Origin of the sequence: Modestobacter roseus (assembly GCF_007994135.1) — a bacterium.
GTDB classification, from domain to species: Bacteria; Actinomycetota; Actinomycetes; order Mycobacteriales; family Geodermatophilaceae; genus Modestobacter; species Modestobacter roseus.
Genome location: NZ_VLKF01000001.1, coordinates 4,191,451 through 4,206,261 on the forward strand (window position 1 = coordinate 4,191,451; position 14,811 = coordinate 4,206,261).

The window sequence follows — 14,811 nt, forward strand, 5'->3', positions numbered from 1 at the left end:
TCGGAACATGACAGATGCCCGGACCCGGCGGATCCGCGTCGCGCTGGCAGGGGCCGTCGTGGCTCTGCTGGCGGTGGTCGCACTGGTGAGCCCGGTGCTGTGCACCGCCGGATGGGCGGAGGAGCCGGCGCCGGTCGCGGCACCGGACGTGCCGGTGCGCCAGCTCGAGCGGGACGCGGCCGCCAGCGCGCCCGAGCCCCCACTGCCCGGGGCGCGGGTGGCCGACGAGGCCGGGGTGGACGGGGCCGGGGTGCTGGCCGAGCTCGAGGAGATCGCGGCGCCCGCTGCCGTGTCGCTCGACGCCGTGGTGCTCGACGAGGACGGGCGGACCTTGCTGACCAGCCCGTCCGCCGACCGGTCGGTGCCGAGCGCGTCGCTGGTCAAGCTGCTGGTGGTGCAGCAGCTGCTGGCCCGGTCGGCGGCCGGCGAGCTCGCGTTGGGTCCGGCCGACCCGGGGCGGATGGAGCGGGCGATCACCGTCTCCGACGACCGGGCGATGAGCCTGCTCTGGGACGCCCACGACGGAGCCCGCCTGGTCCGGGACGCGGCGACCGCGTTCGGCCTGACCGCCACCGCCCCACCGGAGGTGCCCGGCCAGTGGGGTGAGGCGTCGACCAGCTCCGCCGACGTGGCGCGGTTCCTCGGCCGGGTCAGCGCGGACCCCGGGGCGACTGGGGGCCACGTGCTGCTGCTGTGGATGCGCGGCGCCGTTGGCACCGCGGCCGACGGGTTCGACCAGCGCTTCGGCTTCTTCGCGGCCGGGCCGGAGGCGGGTGCGGCGGTCAAGCAGGGCTGGATGTGCTGCGTGGCCGGTCAGCGGCACCTGCACTCGGTGGGGGTGCTGGGCGACGGCCGGGTCGTCGCCCTGCTGGCCGAGGCGCCGGCGTACGCGACCTGGGCGCAGGTCCGGCGGGCTGTGGACGACGCCGCGGCGGCGCTGGTGGCCGGCACGGCTTGACGGCCGTGCCGGCCCGGGTCAGCGCTGGGCGCGGTTGACCGCGGAGACGATCGCCCGCAGCGAGGCGGTCACGATGTTGGCGTCGATGCCCACGCCCCACAGCACCCGCTCGCCCACGGCGCACTCGACGTAGGAGGCGGCGCGGGCGTCGCCGCCGGCCGAGAGGGCGTGCTCGGCGTAGTCGAGCACCCGGACGTCGACGTCGACGCTGCGCAGCGCGTCGACGAACGCGGCGATCGGGCCGTTGCCCCGGCCCTGCAGGGTGACCGGCACCCCCGCGTCGACCAGGTCGACCCGGATCTCGTCGGGCCCGCCGCCGGAGGCGGTGTGCTCGTGACCGGCGAGGGAGAACCGGCCCCACGGTGCGTCGGCGTCGGGCAGGTACTCGTTCTTGAACGCCGCCCACATCTGCTGGGCGGTGACCTCGCCGCCCTCGTCGTCGGTGTGCCGCTGGACGACCGCGCTGAACTCGATCTGCAGTCGCCGCGGCAGCTCCAGCTGGTTCTCGGTCTTCATGATGTAGGCCACGCCGCCCTTGCCGGACTGGCTGTTCACCCGGATGACCGCCTCGTAGCTGCGGCCGACGTCCTTCGGGTCGATCGGCAGGTACGGCACCGCCCACGGGATCTCGTCGACGCTCTTCCCGGCGGCCGCGGCGTCGGCGGCGAGCGCCGTGAAGCCCTTGTTGATCGCGTCCTGGTGGGAGCCGGAGAAGGCCGTGTAGACCAGGTCGCCGCCGTAGGGGTGCCGCTCGTGCACGCCGAGCTGGTTGCAGTACTCGACGGTGCGGCGGATCTCGTCGATGTCGGAGAAGTCGATCTGCGGGTCGATGCCCTGGCTGAACAGGTTCAGCCCCAGGGTCACCAGGTCGACGTTACCGGTCCGCTCCCCGTTGCCGAACAGGCAGCCCTCGATGCGGTCGGCGCCGGCCCGGTAGCCCAGCTCGGCAGCGGCCACGGCGGTGCCCCGGTCGTTGTGCGGGTGCAGGGAGAGCACGACGGCGTCCCGGCGGCCCAGGTTGCGGTGCATCCACTCGATCTGGTCGGCGTAGACCGTTGGCTCGGCCATCTCCACCGTCGCCGGCAGGTTCAGGATGGTCGGCCGGTCGGCGGTCGGCTCCCACACGTCGGTGACGGCGTTGCAGACCTCGACGGCGAACTCCAGCTCGGTGCCGGTGAACGACTCGGGGGAGTACTCGAACCGGATCTCGGTGTCGCCGGCCTGCTCGGCCAGCTTGCGCACCAGCCGGGCACCGTGGACGGCGATGTCGGTGATCCCGGCGCGGTCGGAGTTGAAGACCACCCGCCGCTGCAGCGTGGAGGTGGAGTTGTACAGGTGGACGATCGCCTGGCGGGCGCCGCGCAGCGAGTCGAACGTCCGCTCGATCAGCTCGTCGCGGGACTGCGTGAGCACCTGGATGGTCACGTCGTCGGGGACGGCGTCGTCCTCGATCAGCTGGCGGATGAAGTCGAAGTCGGTCTGGCTGGCCGCGGGGAAGCCGACCTCGATCTCCTTGTAGCCCATCCGGACCAGCAGCTCGAACATCCGCCGCTTGCGCTCGGGGCTCATCGGGTCGATCAGGGCCTGGTTGCCGTCACGCAGGTCGACCGCGCACCAGCGCGGGGCCTGGGTGGTGACCGTCTCCGGCCAGGTGCGGTCGGGCAGCGGTACCGGGGTGAACGGCGCGTACTTGCCGATCGGCATCCCGGAGGGGCGCTGGGGGTTGCGGGCGTGCGGGTGGGACTCGCTCATCGGGAGGTCTCCTGGTGCGAGGGCTGAGGCGTGCGGGCGGCGCACCAGCTCCGGGGGAGGTCAGCAGGCGCCGGGACGCGCGAACACCGCGGCGAGGGGGCCGACCTAGGAGAGGGCCTCGCCGCGGCGGGTAAGGAGGAGGCTGCCGCGCACGTGGGCCACGGTAGCAGCGCCACCCCTCCCCGGCACCTCTCCGGGCGTCGATCAGCCGACGTCGCACCGGCACGGGCACTCCTCGACGTGGGCCCACCGTTCCCCGGCGGCCAGCAGGACGTCGCAGGCCGGCGGGCAGGTGCAGAGCAGCTCGGGGAGTGGGCGTGGGCGCCACCCCTCCGCCAGCCGGCGCTCCCGCTCAGCCGCGGCCGCGCGGAACGCTGCCCTACGCCGTTCCACGGCCCGCTCCGCGAGGGAGTCCCCGGCGTACGGCACCGGGTGATCGGAGGCGGTGCCCCGTGTCGCGCGCCCCCGGTCGCGCACCGAGCGGTCGCGGTCGAAGGTGAACTCCGGCCGGCGCCGGGTGTACCGGACCTCGTCGGCCCACCAGTCCTCGTCGCCGTGCCGGAGGTCGAGGTGGGCGGGAAACCGGCGCCCGGCCCGGTCGGTGGCCGCGTCGCCGGTCATCGGCGGGAGTTCGGAGCCGTCCGCGTGCAACAGCGCGACCCGGGCTCCCGCGACTGCGGCGATGCGGACCAGCGCACCCACGCCCAGGTCCGACCGGCCGGTCTCGACGCGGGCGATGCGCGCTTGGGTGAGCCCGGTCGCCTGGGCGAGTTCCCGTTGCGACAGGTCTGCCTCGCGGCGCAGCCGGCGCAGCAGCCCGGCAGCCGGCTGGTCGTCGTCCACCCTGCGCAGGGTGCCGCAGCGACGGGGCGGGGTGGGGGGGCGCCGAGGTGTTCTGTGGACAGAGGTGTTCTGTGGACAGAGGTGTTCTGTGGACAGAGGTGTTCTGCGCATAGTCGTGCTCTGAGTCGCTGGGGACGTCAGAGCACGAGCTTCCGGGAGCGGACGACCGGGGGGCGCCGGGAACGGACGACCGGGGGCCGGTGGGGAGGACGACCAGGAGGTCTGGCGCTCGGGGGCCCCGCCGTCCGGAACATGTCGTGCCCGCGCTCGGCGGGCGGGGAGTCCGTGCGGCGGGCGACAGTGTGCGCCGGAATGCTTGCGGCGGGCTACCACGGCAGGCCGTCCGGTGCCCGTGCGGGCGCAGGGACGGGGTGGCGCGCCGGTAGCCTTGCCTCGTGGCCCTGGTCGTGCAGAAGTACGGAGGCTCCTCCGTCGCGAACGCCGAGCGCGTCAAGCGCGTCGCCGAGCGCATCGTCGAGGCGAAGAAGAACGGCGACGACGTCGTCGTGGTCGTGTCCGCCATGGGCGACACGACCGACGAACTGCTGGACCAGGCCAGCCAGATCACCGAGAACCCGCCGGGCCGCGAGCTGGACATGCTGCTCACCGCCGGCGAGCGGATCTCGATGGCGCTGCTGGCCATCGCCATCTCCACGCACGGCTACGAGGCGCGGTCGTTCACCGGCTCCCAGGCGGGGGTGATCACCACCTCCAGCCACGGCCGGGCCCGCATCATCGACGTCACCCCCGGGCGCCTGCGGGACGCCCTCGACGACGGCTCCATCGTCATCGTCGCCGGGTTCCAGGGCGTCAGCCAGGACACCAAGGACGTCACCACCCTGGGCCGCGGCGGGTCCGACACGACCGCCGTCGCCGTCGCGGCCGCGCTGCGGGCCGACGTCTGCGAGATCTACACCGACGTCGACGGCGTCTTCACCGCCGACCCGCGGATCGTCCCCAACGCCAAGCGGCTGGAGACCATCACCTACGAGGAGATGCTCGAGCTCGCCGCCTCCGGGGCGAAGGTGCTCATGCTCCGCTGCGTCGAGTACGCCCGCCGCTACGGCATCCCGGTGCACGTGCGCAGCTCCTACTCACAGCTCCCCGGCACGATCGTGGCCGGCTCGATGGAGGACCTCACCGTGGAACAGGCGATCATCACCGGCGTCGCGCACGACCGGAGCGAGGGCAAGATCACCGTCTCCGGGGTGCCCGACCGCCCGGGCGAGGCCGCGCAGATCTTCCGCGTGCTCGCCGACGCCGAGGTCAACATCGACATGATCGTGCAGAACGTCTCGGCCCAGGCCAGCAAGCTGACCGACATCTCCTTCACCCTGCCGGTGAGCGACGGCCCGACCGCGCTGGCCGCCCTGGAGCGGGTCAAGCACACCGTCGGCTACACCGACGTCAGCTTCGACCAGCACATCGGCAAGGTCTCCCTGGTCGGCGCCGGGATGCGCTCGCACCCCGGCGTCTCGGCCAAGTTCTTCGGCGCGCTCGCCGACGCCGGCGTGAACCTGGAGCTGATCAGCACCTCGGAGATCCGCATCTCCGTGGTCTGCCGCGACACCGACGTCGACCTGGCCGTCCGCGCGGTGCACGACGCCTTCGACCTGGGCTCCGACCAGGCCGAGGCCGTGGTCTACGGAGGGACTGGACGATGAGCCGCCCGCTGCACCTGGGGATCGTCGGCGCGACCGGTCAGGTCGGCGTCGCCATGCGCTCGATCCTGGCCGAGCGCGGCTTCCCGCTGGCCTCCATCCGGTTCTTCGCCTCCGCCCGGTCGGCCGGGCGCACCCTGCCCTGGGGCGACGGGGAGGTCGTCGTCGAGGACGCCGCCACCGCCGACCCGACCGGGCTGGACGTCGCGCTGTTCTCCGCCGGGGCCACCACCTCACGGGCCCAGGCGCCGCGGTTCGCCGCCGCCGGCGTGACCGTCATCGACAACAGCTCCGCGTTCCGCCGCGACCCGGCGATCCCGCTGGTCTGCAGCGAGGTGAACCCCGGTGACATCGCGCTCGCCGCCGAGGGCCGGATCATCGCCAACCCGAACTGCACCACGATGGCCGCGATGCCGGTGCTCAAGCCGCTGCACGACGAGGCCGGGCTGGTGCGCATCGTGGCCAGCACCTACCAGGCGGTCTCCGGCAGCGGTGTCGCCGGCGTCGAGGAGCTGCACGGCCAGGTGAGGGCGGTCGTGGACAAGGCCGACGCGCTGGCCTACGACGGCTCGGCGGTCACCTTCCCCGCACCGGTGAAGTACGTGGCCCCGATCGCCTTCAACGTGCTGCCGATGGCCGGCTCCGTCGTCGACGACGGCTCCTTCGAGACCGACGAGGAGCAGAAGCTCCGCAACGAGAGCCGCAAGATCCTCGGCATCCCCGAGCTGCGGGTCTCCGGCACCTGCGTGCGCGTGCCGGTCTTCACCGGCCACTCGCTGTCGCTGAACGTCGAGTTCGCCGAGCCGCTGTCGGTGGCCCGGGCGACCGAGCTGCTGGCCGGCGCGCCCGGCGTGCAGCTGGCCGACGTGCCGACGCCGCTGCAGGCCGCCGGCACCGACCCCAGCTACGTCGGCCGCATCCGGCAGGACGGCGACCGCGGCCTGGCGCTGTTCGTCAGCAACGACAACCTGCGCAAGGGCGCCGCGCTCAACACCGTGCAGATCGCCGAGCTGATCGCCGCCGCCGGCTGACCGGCCCCCGGTCAGCCGGCGGCGGCGTCCGCTCGCTGGCCGGCGGCGTCGGTGTGGTGCCGGCCCAGCGGCAGCATCAGCGGCTTGCCCGACGTCGGGTCCTCGATGACCCGGCTGTCCAGGCCGAACACCGCGCGCACGCACTCCTCGGTGAGCACCTGCGCCGGCGTGCCACTGGCGTGCACCCGGCCCCCGGCCATCGCCACCAGGTGGTCGGCGTAGCGGGCGGCCAGGTTGAGGTCGTGCAGCACCATGACGACGGTCGTGCCGCGTGCGCGGTTGAGGTCGGTGAGCAGGTCCAGCACCTCGATCTGGTGGCTCACGTCGAGGAACGTCGTCGGCTCGTCCAGCAGCAGCAGGTCGGTCTGCTGGGCCAGGGCCATCGCGATCCACACCCGCTGGCGCTGCCCGCCGGAGAGCTCGTCCACCGCGCGGTCGGCGAGCTCGGTGGTCTGGGTGGCCTCCAGCGCAGCGGCCACCGCCGCGTCGTCCTCGGGCTTCCAGCGGGAGAAGACACCCTGGTGGGGGTTCCGGCCGCGGCCGATCAGGTCGGCGGCGGTGATCCCCTCCGGCGCGATCGGCGACTGGGGCAGCAGACCCAGGGTGCGCGCCAGCTCCTTGGCGGGCATCCGGTGCACCGCCTTGCCGTCGAGCAGCACCCGGCCGGCGCGCGGGGCCAGCAGCCGGGTCATCGACCGCAGCAGGGTGGACTTGCCGCAGGCGTTGGCGCCGACGATCGCGGTGATCCGCCCGGGCGGGACGGCGAGGTCCAGCCCCTCGACGACGGTCCGCTCGCCGTAGCCGAGCGTGAGTTCCTCGGCCGCCAGTGAGTGGGTGGCGGTCACAGTGCTCTCCGTTCGCTCCGGCGGGGCGTTCCGCTCCTCGCTCGCTGGCGCTCGCTGCGATGCTCGCGTCCCTCTCCGCTCACAGGGAACCTCCGGTGCGGTTGCTGCGGACGATCAGGTAGATCAGGTACGGGGCGCCCAGCACGCCGGTGACGACACCGACCGGGTAGCGGGTGTCGAACGCGTACTGGCCGCACAGGTCGGCCACGAGCACGAGCAGCGCCCCGACCAGCGCGGAGGGCACCAGCAGCGAGCCGTTCGGCCCCACGAGCCGGGCCGCGATCGGCCCCGCCAGGAACGACACGAACGCGATCGGACCACATGCGGCGGTGGCGAAGGCGAGCAGGCCGACCGCGGCGACGATCGCGAGGACCCGCGTGCGCTCCACCCGGAACCCCAGCGCGGAGGCGGTGTCGTCACCCAGCTGCAGCGCGGACAGTGCCCGGGTCTGCACCAGCAGGACCGGCCCGAGGACCAGCAGCGCGACCAGGGCCGGCACGGTGGCCTCCCAGGTGCTGCCGTTGAGGCTGCCGGTCAGCCAGCGCAGCGTCTCCGCGTAGTCCCACGCCCCGGCCTTCGACAGCACGTAGGAGGTGGTGCTCGTCCCCATGGCGGCGACACCGATGCCGATCAGGATCAGCCGGGTGCCGGCGACGCCGTCCTTGAACGCCAGGGTGTAGATCAGCAGGGCGACCCCGAGCGCCGACACGATCGCGGTGACCGACACCGCCGTGCCCGACCAGCCCAGGATGACGATCGCGAAGGCCGCCGCAGCGCTGGCACCGGAGGTGATGCCGATGACGTCGGGGCTGGCGAGCGGGTTGCGCAGCATCGTCTGGAAGGTGACGCCGGCCAGGCCGAAGCTGAGCCCGGCCACCACCGCGAGGACGGCGCGCGGCAGCCGCAACGTCCCGACCGTGAAGGACGCCCCGGGGACGTCGGCGCCGAGGACGACGCGGAGCACGTCCCCCGGCGGGTAGAAGGTCCGCCCCACCATCAGGGTCACCGCGAAGGCGGCCAGGACGGCGAGCGCGAGCAGGGTGACCACCAGCCGCCGGCGGGCAGCGCGCCGGACGCGCCCGCGGGCGACGGTGTCGACGGTCGAGGGCGGTGGCGTGCGGACGGCGGTCACAGCTCGCGCACCTTCTGCCGGCGGACGATCGCGATGAAGAACGGGGCCCCGATGATCGCGGTGACGATGCCGACGTCCAGCTCGGTCGGGCGGGCCACGATCCGGCCGAGCACGTCGGCGCCAGTGAGCAGGCACGCGCCGGCGAGCGCGGAGAAGGGCAGCAGCCAGCGGTGGTCCACGCCCACCAGCAGGCGGCACAGGTGCGGGACGACGAGCCCGACGAACCCGATGGGCCCGGCGACCGCGGTGGCCGCACCGCACAGCAGGACCGACCCCAGCGCGGCCACGCCGCGGACGAGGGCGACCCGCTCGCCGAGGCCGGCGGCGAGCTCGTCGCCCAGCGCGAGGGAGTTCAGGCTGCGGGCGGACAGCAGGCTGATCGCCAGCCCCACCAGGAGGAACGGTGCCACGGTGCCGATGCCGGTGAAGGTGGCGCCACCGACGCCGCCGATCTCCCAGGACACGACGCTCTCGGCGATGTCGCCGCGCGGCAGGGCCACCGCGGTGATGAACGAGGTGAGCGCAGCGGCGGTCGCCGCCCCGGCGAGGGCCAGCTTGAGCGGGGTCGCCCCGCCCCGGCCCAGCGAGCCGACGACGTAGACGAAGACGGCGGCGACGCCGGCGCCCACGATCGCCGTCCAGACGATGCTGGTCGCCGAGAACAGGCCGAACCAGGCGATCCCGGCCACGACCGCCAGCGAGGCGCCCATGTTGATGCCGAGCACCCCTGGGTCGGCCAGCGGGTTGCGGGTGACGCCCTGCATGACGGCGCCGGAGAGGCCCAGCGCGGCACCGACGACGACCGCCAGGACGGTGCGCGGGATCCGCTTGGTCACCGCCGCCTGCTCGATGGTGTCCGTCGACCCGCCGAGTGCGGCGACGATGTCGGACCAGCCGACCCCGCGGGAGCCGATCGCGACCGAGGCGGCCATCAGCAGGACCAGCAGGGCGGTGACCGCCGACAACCACAGCAGACGGACCGGCACCGGACGCCGCACGGGTGCGGCGTCCGGTGCCGGACGGGTGCCGATCGAGGTCACGGCGCCTTGGCGGCGGCCTCGGCGAGCATCGAGACGTAGTCCTCGAGCACGTAGTTGATCGCCAGCGGGGTCGGGTTCGCCGCGGTGCCCAGCGGGGTGTTGGGCAGCAGCACGATCGAGTCGTTGGCCACCGCGGGGATCTTCGACAGCAGCGGGTCGGCGTTCAGGGCGTCGACCAGGGCCTGGTCGCCGTAGGTCACGATGACGTCGACGTCGTTGAACTGGTCGACCCGCTCGGCGCTGACCGTGCCGGAGAACTGGGTCTCGTCGTTCGACGCGGCCTGGATGCTGGCCGGCGTCGTCAGCCCGAGGTCCTCGAAGAAGGCGCTGCGGGTGTCGTAGGGGGTGTAGAAGCTGACCTCGCTGAGGTCGGTGGTGTCGACGTGGGTGAGGAACATGGCCGACGCGCCCTCGAGCTCGGGGTGCTCGGCCACGGCGTCGGCGATGTCCTGCTCGAGGTCGGCGACCAGCTCCTCGCCCTCCGCGGCCATGCCCATGCCGGCGGAGTTGACCTCGATCATCTCCCGCCACGGGGTCGCCCACGGGGCCTCCGGGTAGGCGACGACCGGCGCGATCTCGCTGAGCGTGTCGTAGTCCTCCTGGGTCAGGCCCGAGTAGCCGGCGAGGATGACGTCGGGGTCGGTGTCCGCGACCGCCTCGAAGTCGATGCCGTCGGTCTCGTCGAAGAGCACGGGCGTCTCGGCGTCCAGCTCCTCGAGCCGCTCCTCGACCCAGGGGAGCAGGCCGTTGCCGTCGTCGTCACCGAAGTTGGCGGCGGCCATGCCGACCGGGACGACGCCGAGGGCCAGCGGCACCTCGTGGTTGGCCCACTGCACGGTGGCCACGCGCTCGGGCTTCTCGTCCAGCGTCGTCGTGCCGAACGCGTGCTCAATCGTCACCGGGGTGAAGTCCCCGCCGTCCCCGCCCTGGCCGGCCGCGGCGGTGTCCGGGGAGTCCGACCCGCAGGCGGCGAGCCCGCCGGTCAGCAGGGCGACGGTGGTGAGCGCGACGAGTCGCGGTGCGCGGCGCATGGTGTCCTTCCGGTTCGGGGGCCGCGCCCGGGAGGGGCGCAGTCGGCGGCTCGCCGTATGAGGCTTGCCTAACCGAACTTAGGGTGCACTACGGTCCGCTGTCGATCACGGGCGGGTCACGGACCTGCGGGACGGTCCGTGACACCGCTCACACGATCAAGGTGCGACGTGCCGCATCGCGAAGCCGAGCGCGACCTCGACCTGGCGGATCGTCTCCTCGATGACCAGCGAACCGTGGCCGGCGTCGAAGCGGTACACCTCGTGGGCCTTCCCGCTCCCGGTCAGCGCGTCGACGTAGTTGTCGATCTGCCGGATGGGGCAGCGCGGGTCGTTGGCCCCGGCGACCACCAGGACCGGTGCGGTGACCGCGTCGACGTAGGTGATCGGCGAGGACCGCACGTAGACGTCGCGGACCTCCTCCGGTGACCCGCCGAACAGGGCTCGGTCGTAGGCGCGCAGCCCTTCCATCTCGTCCTCGTAGGCGGCCAGGTAGTCCGCGACCGGCACCTCGGCGATGCCGGCGGCCCAGCGCTCCGGCTGGGTGCCCAGCCCGAGCAGGGTGAGGAAGCCGCCCCACGAGCCGCCGCTCAGGATCGCCCGCGCCGGGTCGACCACGCCCTCGGCGACCAGCGCGTCGTACACCACGGCGACGTCCTCGAGCTCGGTCAGCCCGGGGCGGCCGGTCAGCGCGTCGCGCCACTGGCTGCCGTAGCCGGTGGAGCCCCGGTAGTTCACGTGCACCACCGCGTACCCGGCGTCGACGTAGGCCGCCCGCCGGGCGCGGTAGGAGTCGTCGTCCTGGGCCTCCGGCCCGCCGTGCACCAGGAACGCGGTGGCGTGCGGGCCCTCGCCGGCCGGGCGGACCAGCAACGCGTGCACGTCCCCACCCGGGCCGGGCACCCAGCGGTCCTCCACCGGGTACGCGGCCGGCGGCTCCTCGCCCGGCGCGGCGAGCACCACCGGGCCGTCGGCCCGGCGGATCACCGGCGGGTGCGCCGAGGAGGACCAGGCGAGCTCGACCGTGCCGTCGGGCCGCACGGTGGCCCCGCGGACGACGCCCGGCGGGGTCTCCAGCTGGGTCAGGGCGCCGCTGGCCAGGTCGTAGCGGTACAGCTCGCTGCGCGCGGCCTGGTCGTGGCCGACCAGCAGCGCCGAACCGTCGGGGTACCAGCCGGCGGTCACGTCGCCGGGCAGGTCCAGGACCAGCTCGGTCTCGGTGTCGGCGGCGACGTCCCAGATCAGCAGCTCCTCCCGGCCGCGGCGCTCGTGCCCGACCAGCAGCCGCTGGTCGCCGGCGACGGGGGAGAAGCTCAGCGCGTGCAGCCCCCGGCCCTCGCCGTCCCACTTCTCGGCGACCACGGACAGGTCGCCGGTGCGCAGCGCCCGCAGCGCGGGGTAGCGCGGGTCGCCGTGCTCGGAGTGCGAGTACACGAGCAGCGCGTCGTCGCGGGACAGCGCGTCGACCGACGCCGGGTCCGGTGAGGTGTAGAAGACCGCGGGCGAGCCACCGGACGGTGCGACCCACAGCTCGCTGCCGTCGTCGGTGGAGCGGCCGATGGCCACGACGCTGCGGCCGATCTCCAGACCCGCCGGGTAGGCCGGGCCGACCTCGGGGACGGCGACCTCGTCCGGGCCGCCGGCGAAGGGCTGGACGCGCCACACGCCGAACTCGTCGCCGTCGGTGTCGGCGAACCACCAGATCCGCTCGCCGTCGGGGCTGATCGTGGCCGCCAGCGTGCCGTTGGGCCGGTCGGTGACCTGCCGGTGGCCGTCGGTCTCCCGGTCCCAGGCGTACTGCTCCACGACACCGCTGACGTCGGAGGCGTAGACGTTCCGGTGCGGCGCGTCCTCGGCCCAGTCCGGCAGGCTGATCCGCGGCGCCCGGAACCGGGCCTGCCAGCGGGCGGTGACCTCCGGCGGCAGCGCGGGGGCGGGAGTGGCGGTGTTCGGCTCGGCGGTCACCGGGTCATCTTCCCCCTGCGCCGGCGCCGGCCTCCGCGCCGGGAGACCGGCCGGCAGCCGGGCCCTCCACCGCCGCGTCGCGGACGTCGCCGATCAGCTGCTCCAGCACGTCCTCCAGGGCCACCACGCCGAGCACCCGGTCGCCGTCGCGCACCAGACCCAGGTGCCCGCCGCTGCGCCGCATCGTCTGCAGCACCTCGGGCAGCGGCTCGTCGGGCGCCAGCTGCACGAAGGCCTTCACGGCACGGTCGGGGATCGCCTGGTCCCGGTGCGACGGCCCGGCGTCCAGCACGTCCTTGACGTGCACGTAGCCGGCCAGCGCGCCGTCGGGCCGGCTCATCGGGTAGCGGGAGAAGCCGTGCTCGGCCACCACCGCCTCCAGCTGACGCGGGGTGGTCGACCGCGGCACGGTGACCAGGTCCGCCACCGGCAGCAGCACCGTCCGGGCGTCGTTCTGCTCGAAGGTCAGCGCCCCGGCGGCCAGCTCGCTGACCTCGGTGCCCAGCAGGCCCTCCCGCCGGGACTGGGTGATCATCGACCGGATCTCGCCGGCGTCGAAGCTGGCCGAGACCTCGTCGGTCGGGGTGACCCCGAACAACCGCACGAAGCCGTTGGCCACGGTGTTGAAGAACCAGATGAAGGGCTTGAGCACCCGCACCAGCAGGGCCAGCGGCGGCCCGAGGGCGATCGCCGCCCGGTCCGGCCCGGCGATGGTGATGTTCTTGGGCACCATCTCGCCCAGCACCATGTGCAGCACGGTGACCAGGGACAGCGCGATGACCAGCGCGATCGGGTGCAGCAGCGCCTCCGGCACCCCGGCGGCCTCGAGCGGGGCCTCGATGAGGTGCGCGACGGCGGGCTCGCCGACGGCGCCGAGGCCCAGCGAGCACAGCGTGATGCCGAGCTGGGCGCCGGCCATCATCTGGCTGACGTTGCGCATCGCGGTCAGGGTCTTCTGCGCCCGCACCGAGCCGGCCTCCGCGCGTGGCTCGATCTGGTCGGCGCGGGCGGAGACCAGGGCGAACTCGGCGGCGACGAAGAAGGCGTTGCCCAGCAGCAGGACGACGAGGACGAGCAGGGCCAGACCGTCGCTCACGCCTGCGCCACCTCTCGCTCGGGGCGGACGGCGGTGGCGCCGGCCGGCAGTGCGACGTCGGCATCAGGGGAGCCGTCGTCCGGGACCGGCGCGGGCGAGGCCCGCAGCCGGGCGACGCGTCGCCCCTCCACCGTCTCGACGGTGAGCCGCCAGCCCTCGATCTCCACCGACTCGCCCTCCTCGGGCAGATGGGCCAGCCGCTCGACGACGAACCCGGCCACGGTCTCGTAGCGGCCCTCGGGCACGGCGATGCCGGTGCGCTCCCGCAGCTCGTCGGGGCGCAGCAGGCCGGAGACCAGCCAGTCGTCCGCCTCGCGGCGCAGCTGGCGCAGCGGCCGGTCGGTCTCGTCGGTGATCTCCCCGACCAGCTCCTCGACGATGTCCTCCAGGGTGACGATGCCGTGGGTGGCGCCCCACTCGTCGACCACCAGGGCCAGCTGCAGCCCCTGGTCGCGCAGCAGGTCCAGCAGCGGGTCCAGGCGCAGCGACGACGGGACGGCGAGCACCGGCTCGGCCAGCTCCCCGGCGGTGCGCTCGAGCCGCTCGTCGGCGGGGACGGCGACGGCATGCTTGACGTGCACCACGCCGGTGACCTCGTCGAGGTCGGCGCCGTAGACCGGGAAGCGGGAGTTACCCGAGCGGACGGCGGCGTCGATGACGTCGGCCGCGGTCGCCGCCGAGCTCAGCGTCCACAGCCGGGTGCGCGGGGTCATCACGTCGGTGGCGAACTTCTCGCGCAGCCCCAGGGAGCGGGCCAGCAGACGGGCGGCGACGGGGGAGAGGTCGCCCTCCTCGGCGGAGCGCCGCGCGACCGAGGCCAGCCCCTGGGCGTCACGGGTGTCGTCGAGCTCCTCCCGCGGCTCGAACCCCAGCCGGCGGACGATCACGTTCGCCAGCCCCTGGAGGGTGCGCACGACCGGACCGGCCACCGTGGTGAACAGCCGCATCCCCGGGGCGACGACCGACGCGGTGGGCAGCGGGCGGGCGATCGCCAGGTTCTTCGGGCCCAGCTCGCCGATGATCATCTGCAGGAACGTGGCCAGGAAGATGGCCAGCACGATCGAGATCGGCGTCGTGGTGCTCTCCGGCAGCCCGGCGGCCTCGAGCACCGGCTCCAGCAGGCCGCCCAGCGCCGGCTCGGCGAGGAACCCGACGATCAGCGTGGTCAGCGTGATGCCCAGCTGGGCCGCGGACAGCTGGGTGGACAGCCCGCGCAGCGCCGTGACGACGCCGGCGGCGCCCGGGGTGCCGGCCTCGGCGGCCTCGGCGGCCTTGCCCCGGTCGACGGTGGTGAGGGAGAACTCCGCCGCGACGAAGAACCCGGTGAGCGCGGTCAGCAGCACGGCTGCCAGCAGGAGCAGCCATTCGGTCACCCGGACGTGGGTGCCCTGTGCAACCGGTCGGGAAACGGTGTGCCGTGTCACCGACCCGGAACGCACTCAGGGACCGCCGTCGGCGGT

At 73.9% G+C, this 14,811-nt stretch carries 12 protein-coding genes; 3 read left to right on the plus strand and 9 right to left on the minus strand.

Translation table 11 applies throughout. The annotated features are described in order from the left end of the window. Positions 1–7 precede the first annotated feature (7 nt). The gene (locus tag JD78_RS20030) at positions 8–958 is read left to right on the plus strand and encodes a serine hydrolase family protein (RefSeq protein ID WP_153360317.1); all 951 of its coding nucleotides are present in this window, start codon (positions 8–10) and stop codon (positions 956–958) included. Between the two features lie 18 nt (positions 959–976). Here JD78_RS20030 and leuA read toward each other — a convergent pair whose 3' ends face one another. Then, the gene (leuA, locus tag JD78_RS20035) at positions 977–2,710 is read right to left on the minus strand and encodes a 2-isopropylmalate synthase (RefSeq protein WP_153360319.1); all 1,734 of its coding nucleotides are present in this window, start codon (positions 2,708–2,710) and stop codon (positions 977–979) included. Between the two features lie 204 nt (positions 2,711–2,914). Beyond that, entirely contained in the window at positions 2,915–3,553 is a 639-nt protein-coding gene (locus JD78_RS20040; protein ID WP_166521353.1) for a helix-turn-helix domain-containing protein, read from the minus strand. A 395-nt stretch (positions 3,554–3,948) separates the two neighbouring features. On the opposite strand from JD78_RS20040, the gene JD78_RS20045 reads away from it, so the two are divergent. Continuing rightward, a complete protein-coding gene (locus tag JD78_RS20045; RefSeq protein ID WP_153360323.1) occupies positions 3,949–5,217 on the plus strand; it encodes an aspartate kinase in 1,269 nt (422 codons plus the stop codon). Further along, positions 5,214–6,245 carry an aspartate-semialdehyde dehydrogenase gene (locus JD78_RS20050; RefSeq protein WP_153360325.1) on the plus strand — a complete coding sequence of 344 codons (1,032 nt, stop codon included), beginning with the start codon at positions 5,214–5,216 and terminating at the stop codon, positions 6,243–6,245. Before JD78_RS20045 ends, JD78_RS20050 begins: the two co-directional genes overlap by 4 nt. A gap of 11 nt (positions 6,246–6,256) precedes the next feature. On the opposite strand, the gene JD78_RS20055 is transcribed toward JD78_RS20050, so the two are convergent. The 7 genes from JD78_RS20055 to JD78_RS20085 all read right to left on the minus strand — a co-directional run bounded on the left by JD78_RS20055 (position 6,257) and on the right by JD78_RS20085 (position 14,724). After that, positions 6,257–7,090 (minus strand): ABC transporter ATP-binding protein, encoded by an 834-nt coding sequence (locus JD78_RS20055; protein ID WP_153360328.1) that lies wholly within the window; start codon positions 7,088–7,090, stop codon positions 6,257–6,259. Between the two features lie 79 nt (positions 7,091–7,169). After that, positions 7,170–8,222: a FecCD family ABC transporter permease gene (locus JD78_RS20060; protein ID WP_153360330.1), complete on the minus strand. Its 1,053-nt coding sequence runs from the start codon at positions 8,220–8,222 to the stop codon at positions 7,170–7,172. Next, entirely contained in the window at positions 8,219–9,208 is a 990-nt protein-coding gene (locus JD78_RS20065; protein ID WP_208104163.1) for a FecCD family ABC transporter permease, read from the minus strand. The genes JD78_RS20060 and JD78_RS20065 overlap by 4 nt, the downstream gene beginning before the upstream one ends. A 50-nt stretch (positions 9,209–9,258) precedes the next feature. Then, complete coding sequence (locus JD78_RS20070) at positions 9,259–10,293, minus strand: iron-siderophore ABC transporter substrate-binding protein (RefSeq protein ID WP_153360332.1); 1,035 nt, start codon at positions 10,291–10,293, stop codon at positions 9,259–9,261. Between the two features lie 156 nt (positions 10,294–10,449). Further along, positions 10,450–12,255, minus strand: a complete 1,806-nt coding sequence (locus JD78_RS20075; RefSeq protein ID WP_153360334.1) for a S9 family peptidase — start codon at positions 12,253–12,255, stop codon at positions 10,450–10,452. 4 nt (positions 12,256–12,259) lie between these two features. Continuing rightward, positions 12,260–13,351 carry a hemolysin family protein gene (locus JD78_RS20080; protein WP_153360336.1) on the minus strand — a complete coding sequence of 364 codons (1,092 nt, stop codon included), beginning with the start codon at positions 13,349–13,351 and terminating at the stop codon, positions 12,260–12,262. After that, positions 13,348–14,724 carry a hemolysin family protein gene (locus JD78_RS20085; protein WP_153360338.1) on the minus strand — a complete coding sequence of 459 codons (1,377 nt, stop codon included), beginning with the start codon at positions 14,722–14,724 and terminating at the stop codon, positions 13,348–13,350. The genes JD78_RS20080 and JD78_RS20085 overlap by 4 nt, the downstream gene beginning before the upstream one ends. Between the last annotated feature and the right edge of the window lie 87 nt (positions 14,725–14,811).

What these genes read in the sequence shown, in the direction of transcription:
- JD78_RS20030 (WP_153360317.1), top strand. Translation starts at nt 8, where the DNA reads ATGACAGATGCCCGGACCCGGCGGATCCGCGTCGCGCTGGCAGGGGCC.
- leuA (WP_153360319.1), bottom strand. Translation starts at nt 2,710, where the DNA reads ATGAGCGAGTCCCACCCGCACGCCCGCAACCCCCAGCGCCCCTCCGGG.
- JD78_RS20050 (WP_153360325.1), top strand. Translation starts at nt 5,214, where the DNA reads ATGAGCCGCCCGCTGCACCTGGGGATCGTCGGCGCGACCGGTCAGGTC.
- JD78_RS20070 (WP_153360332.1), bottom strand. Translation starts at nt 10,293, where the DNA reads ATGCGCCGCGCACCGCGACTCGTCGCGCTCACCACCGTCGCCCTGCTG.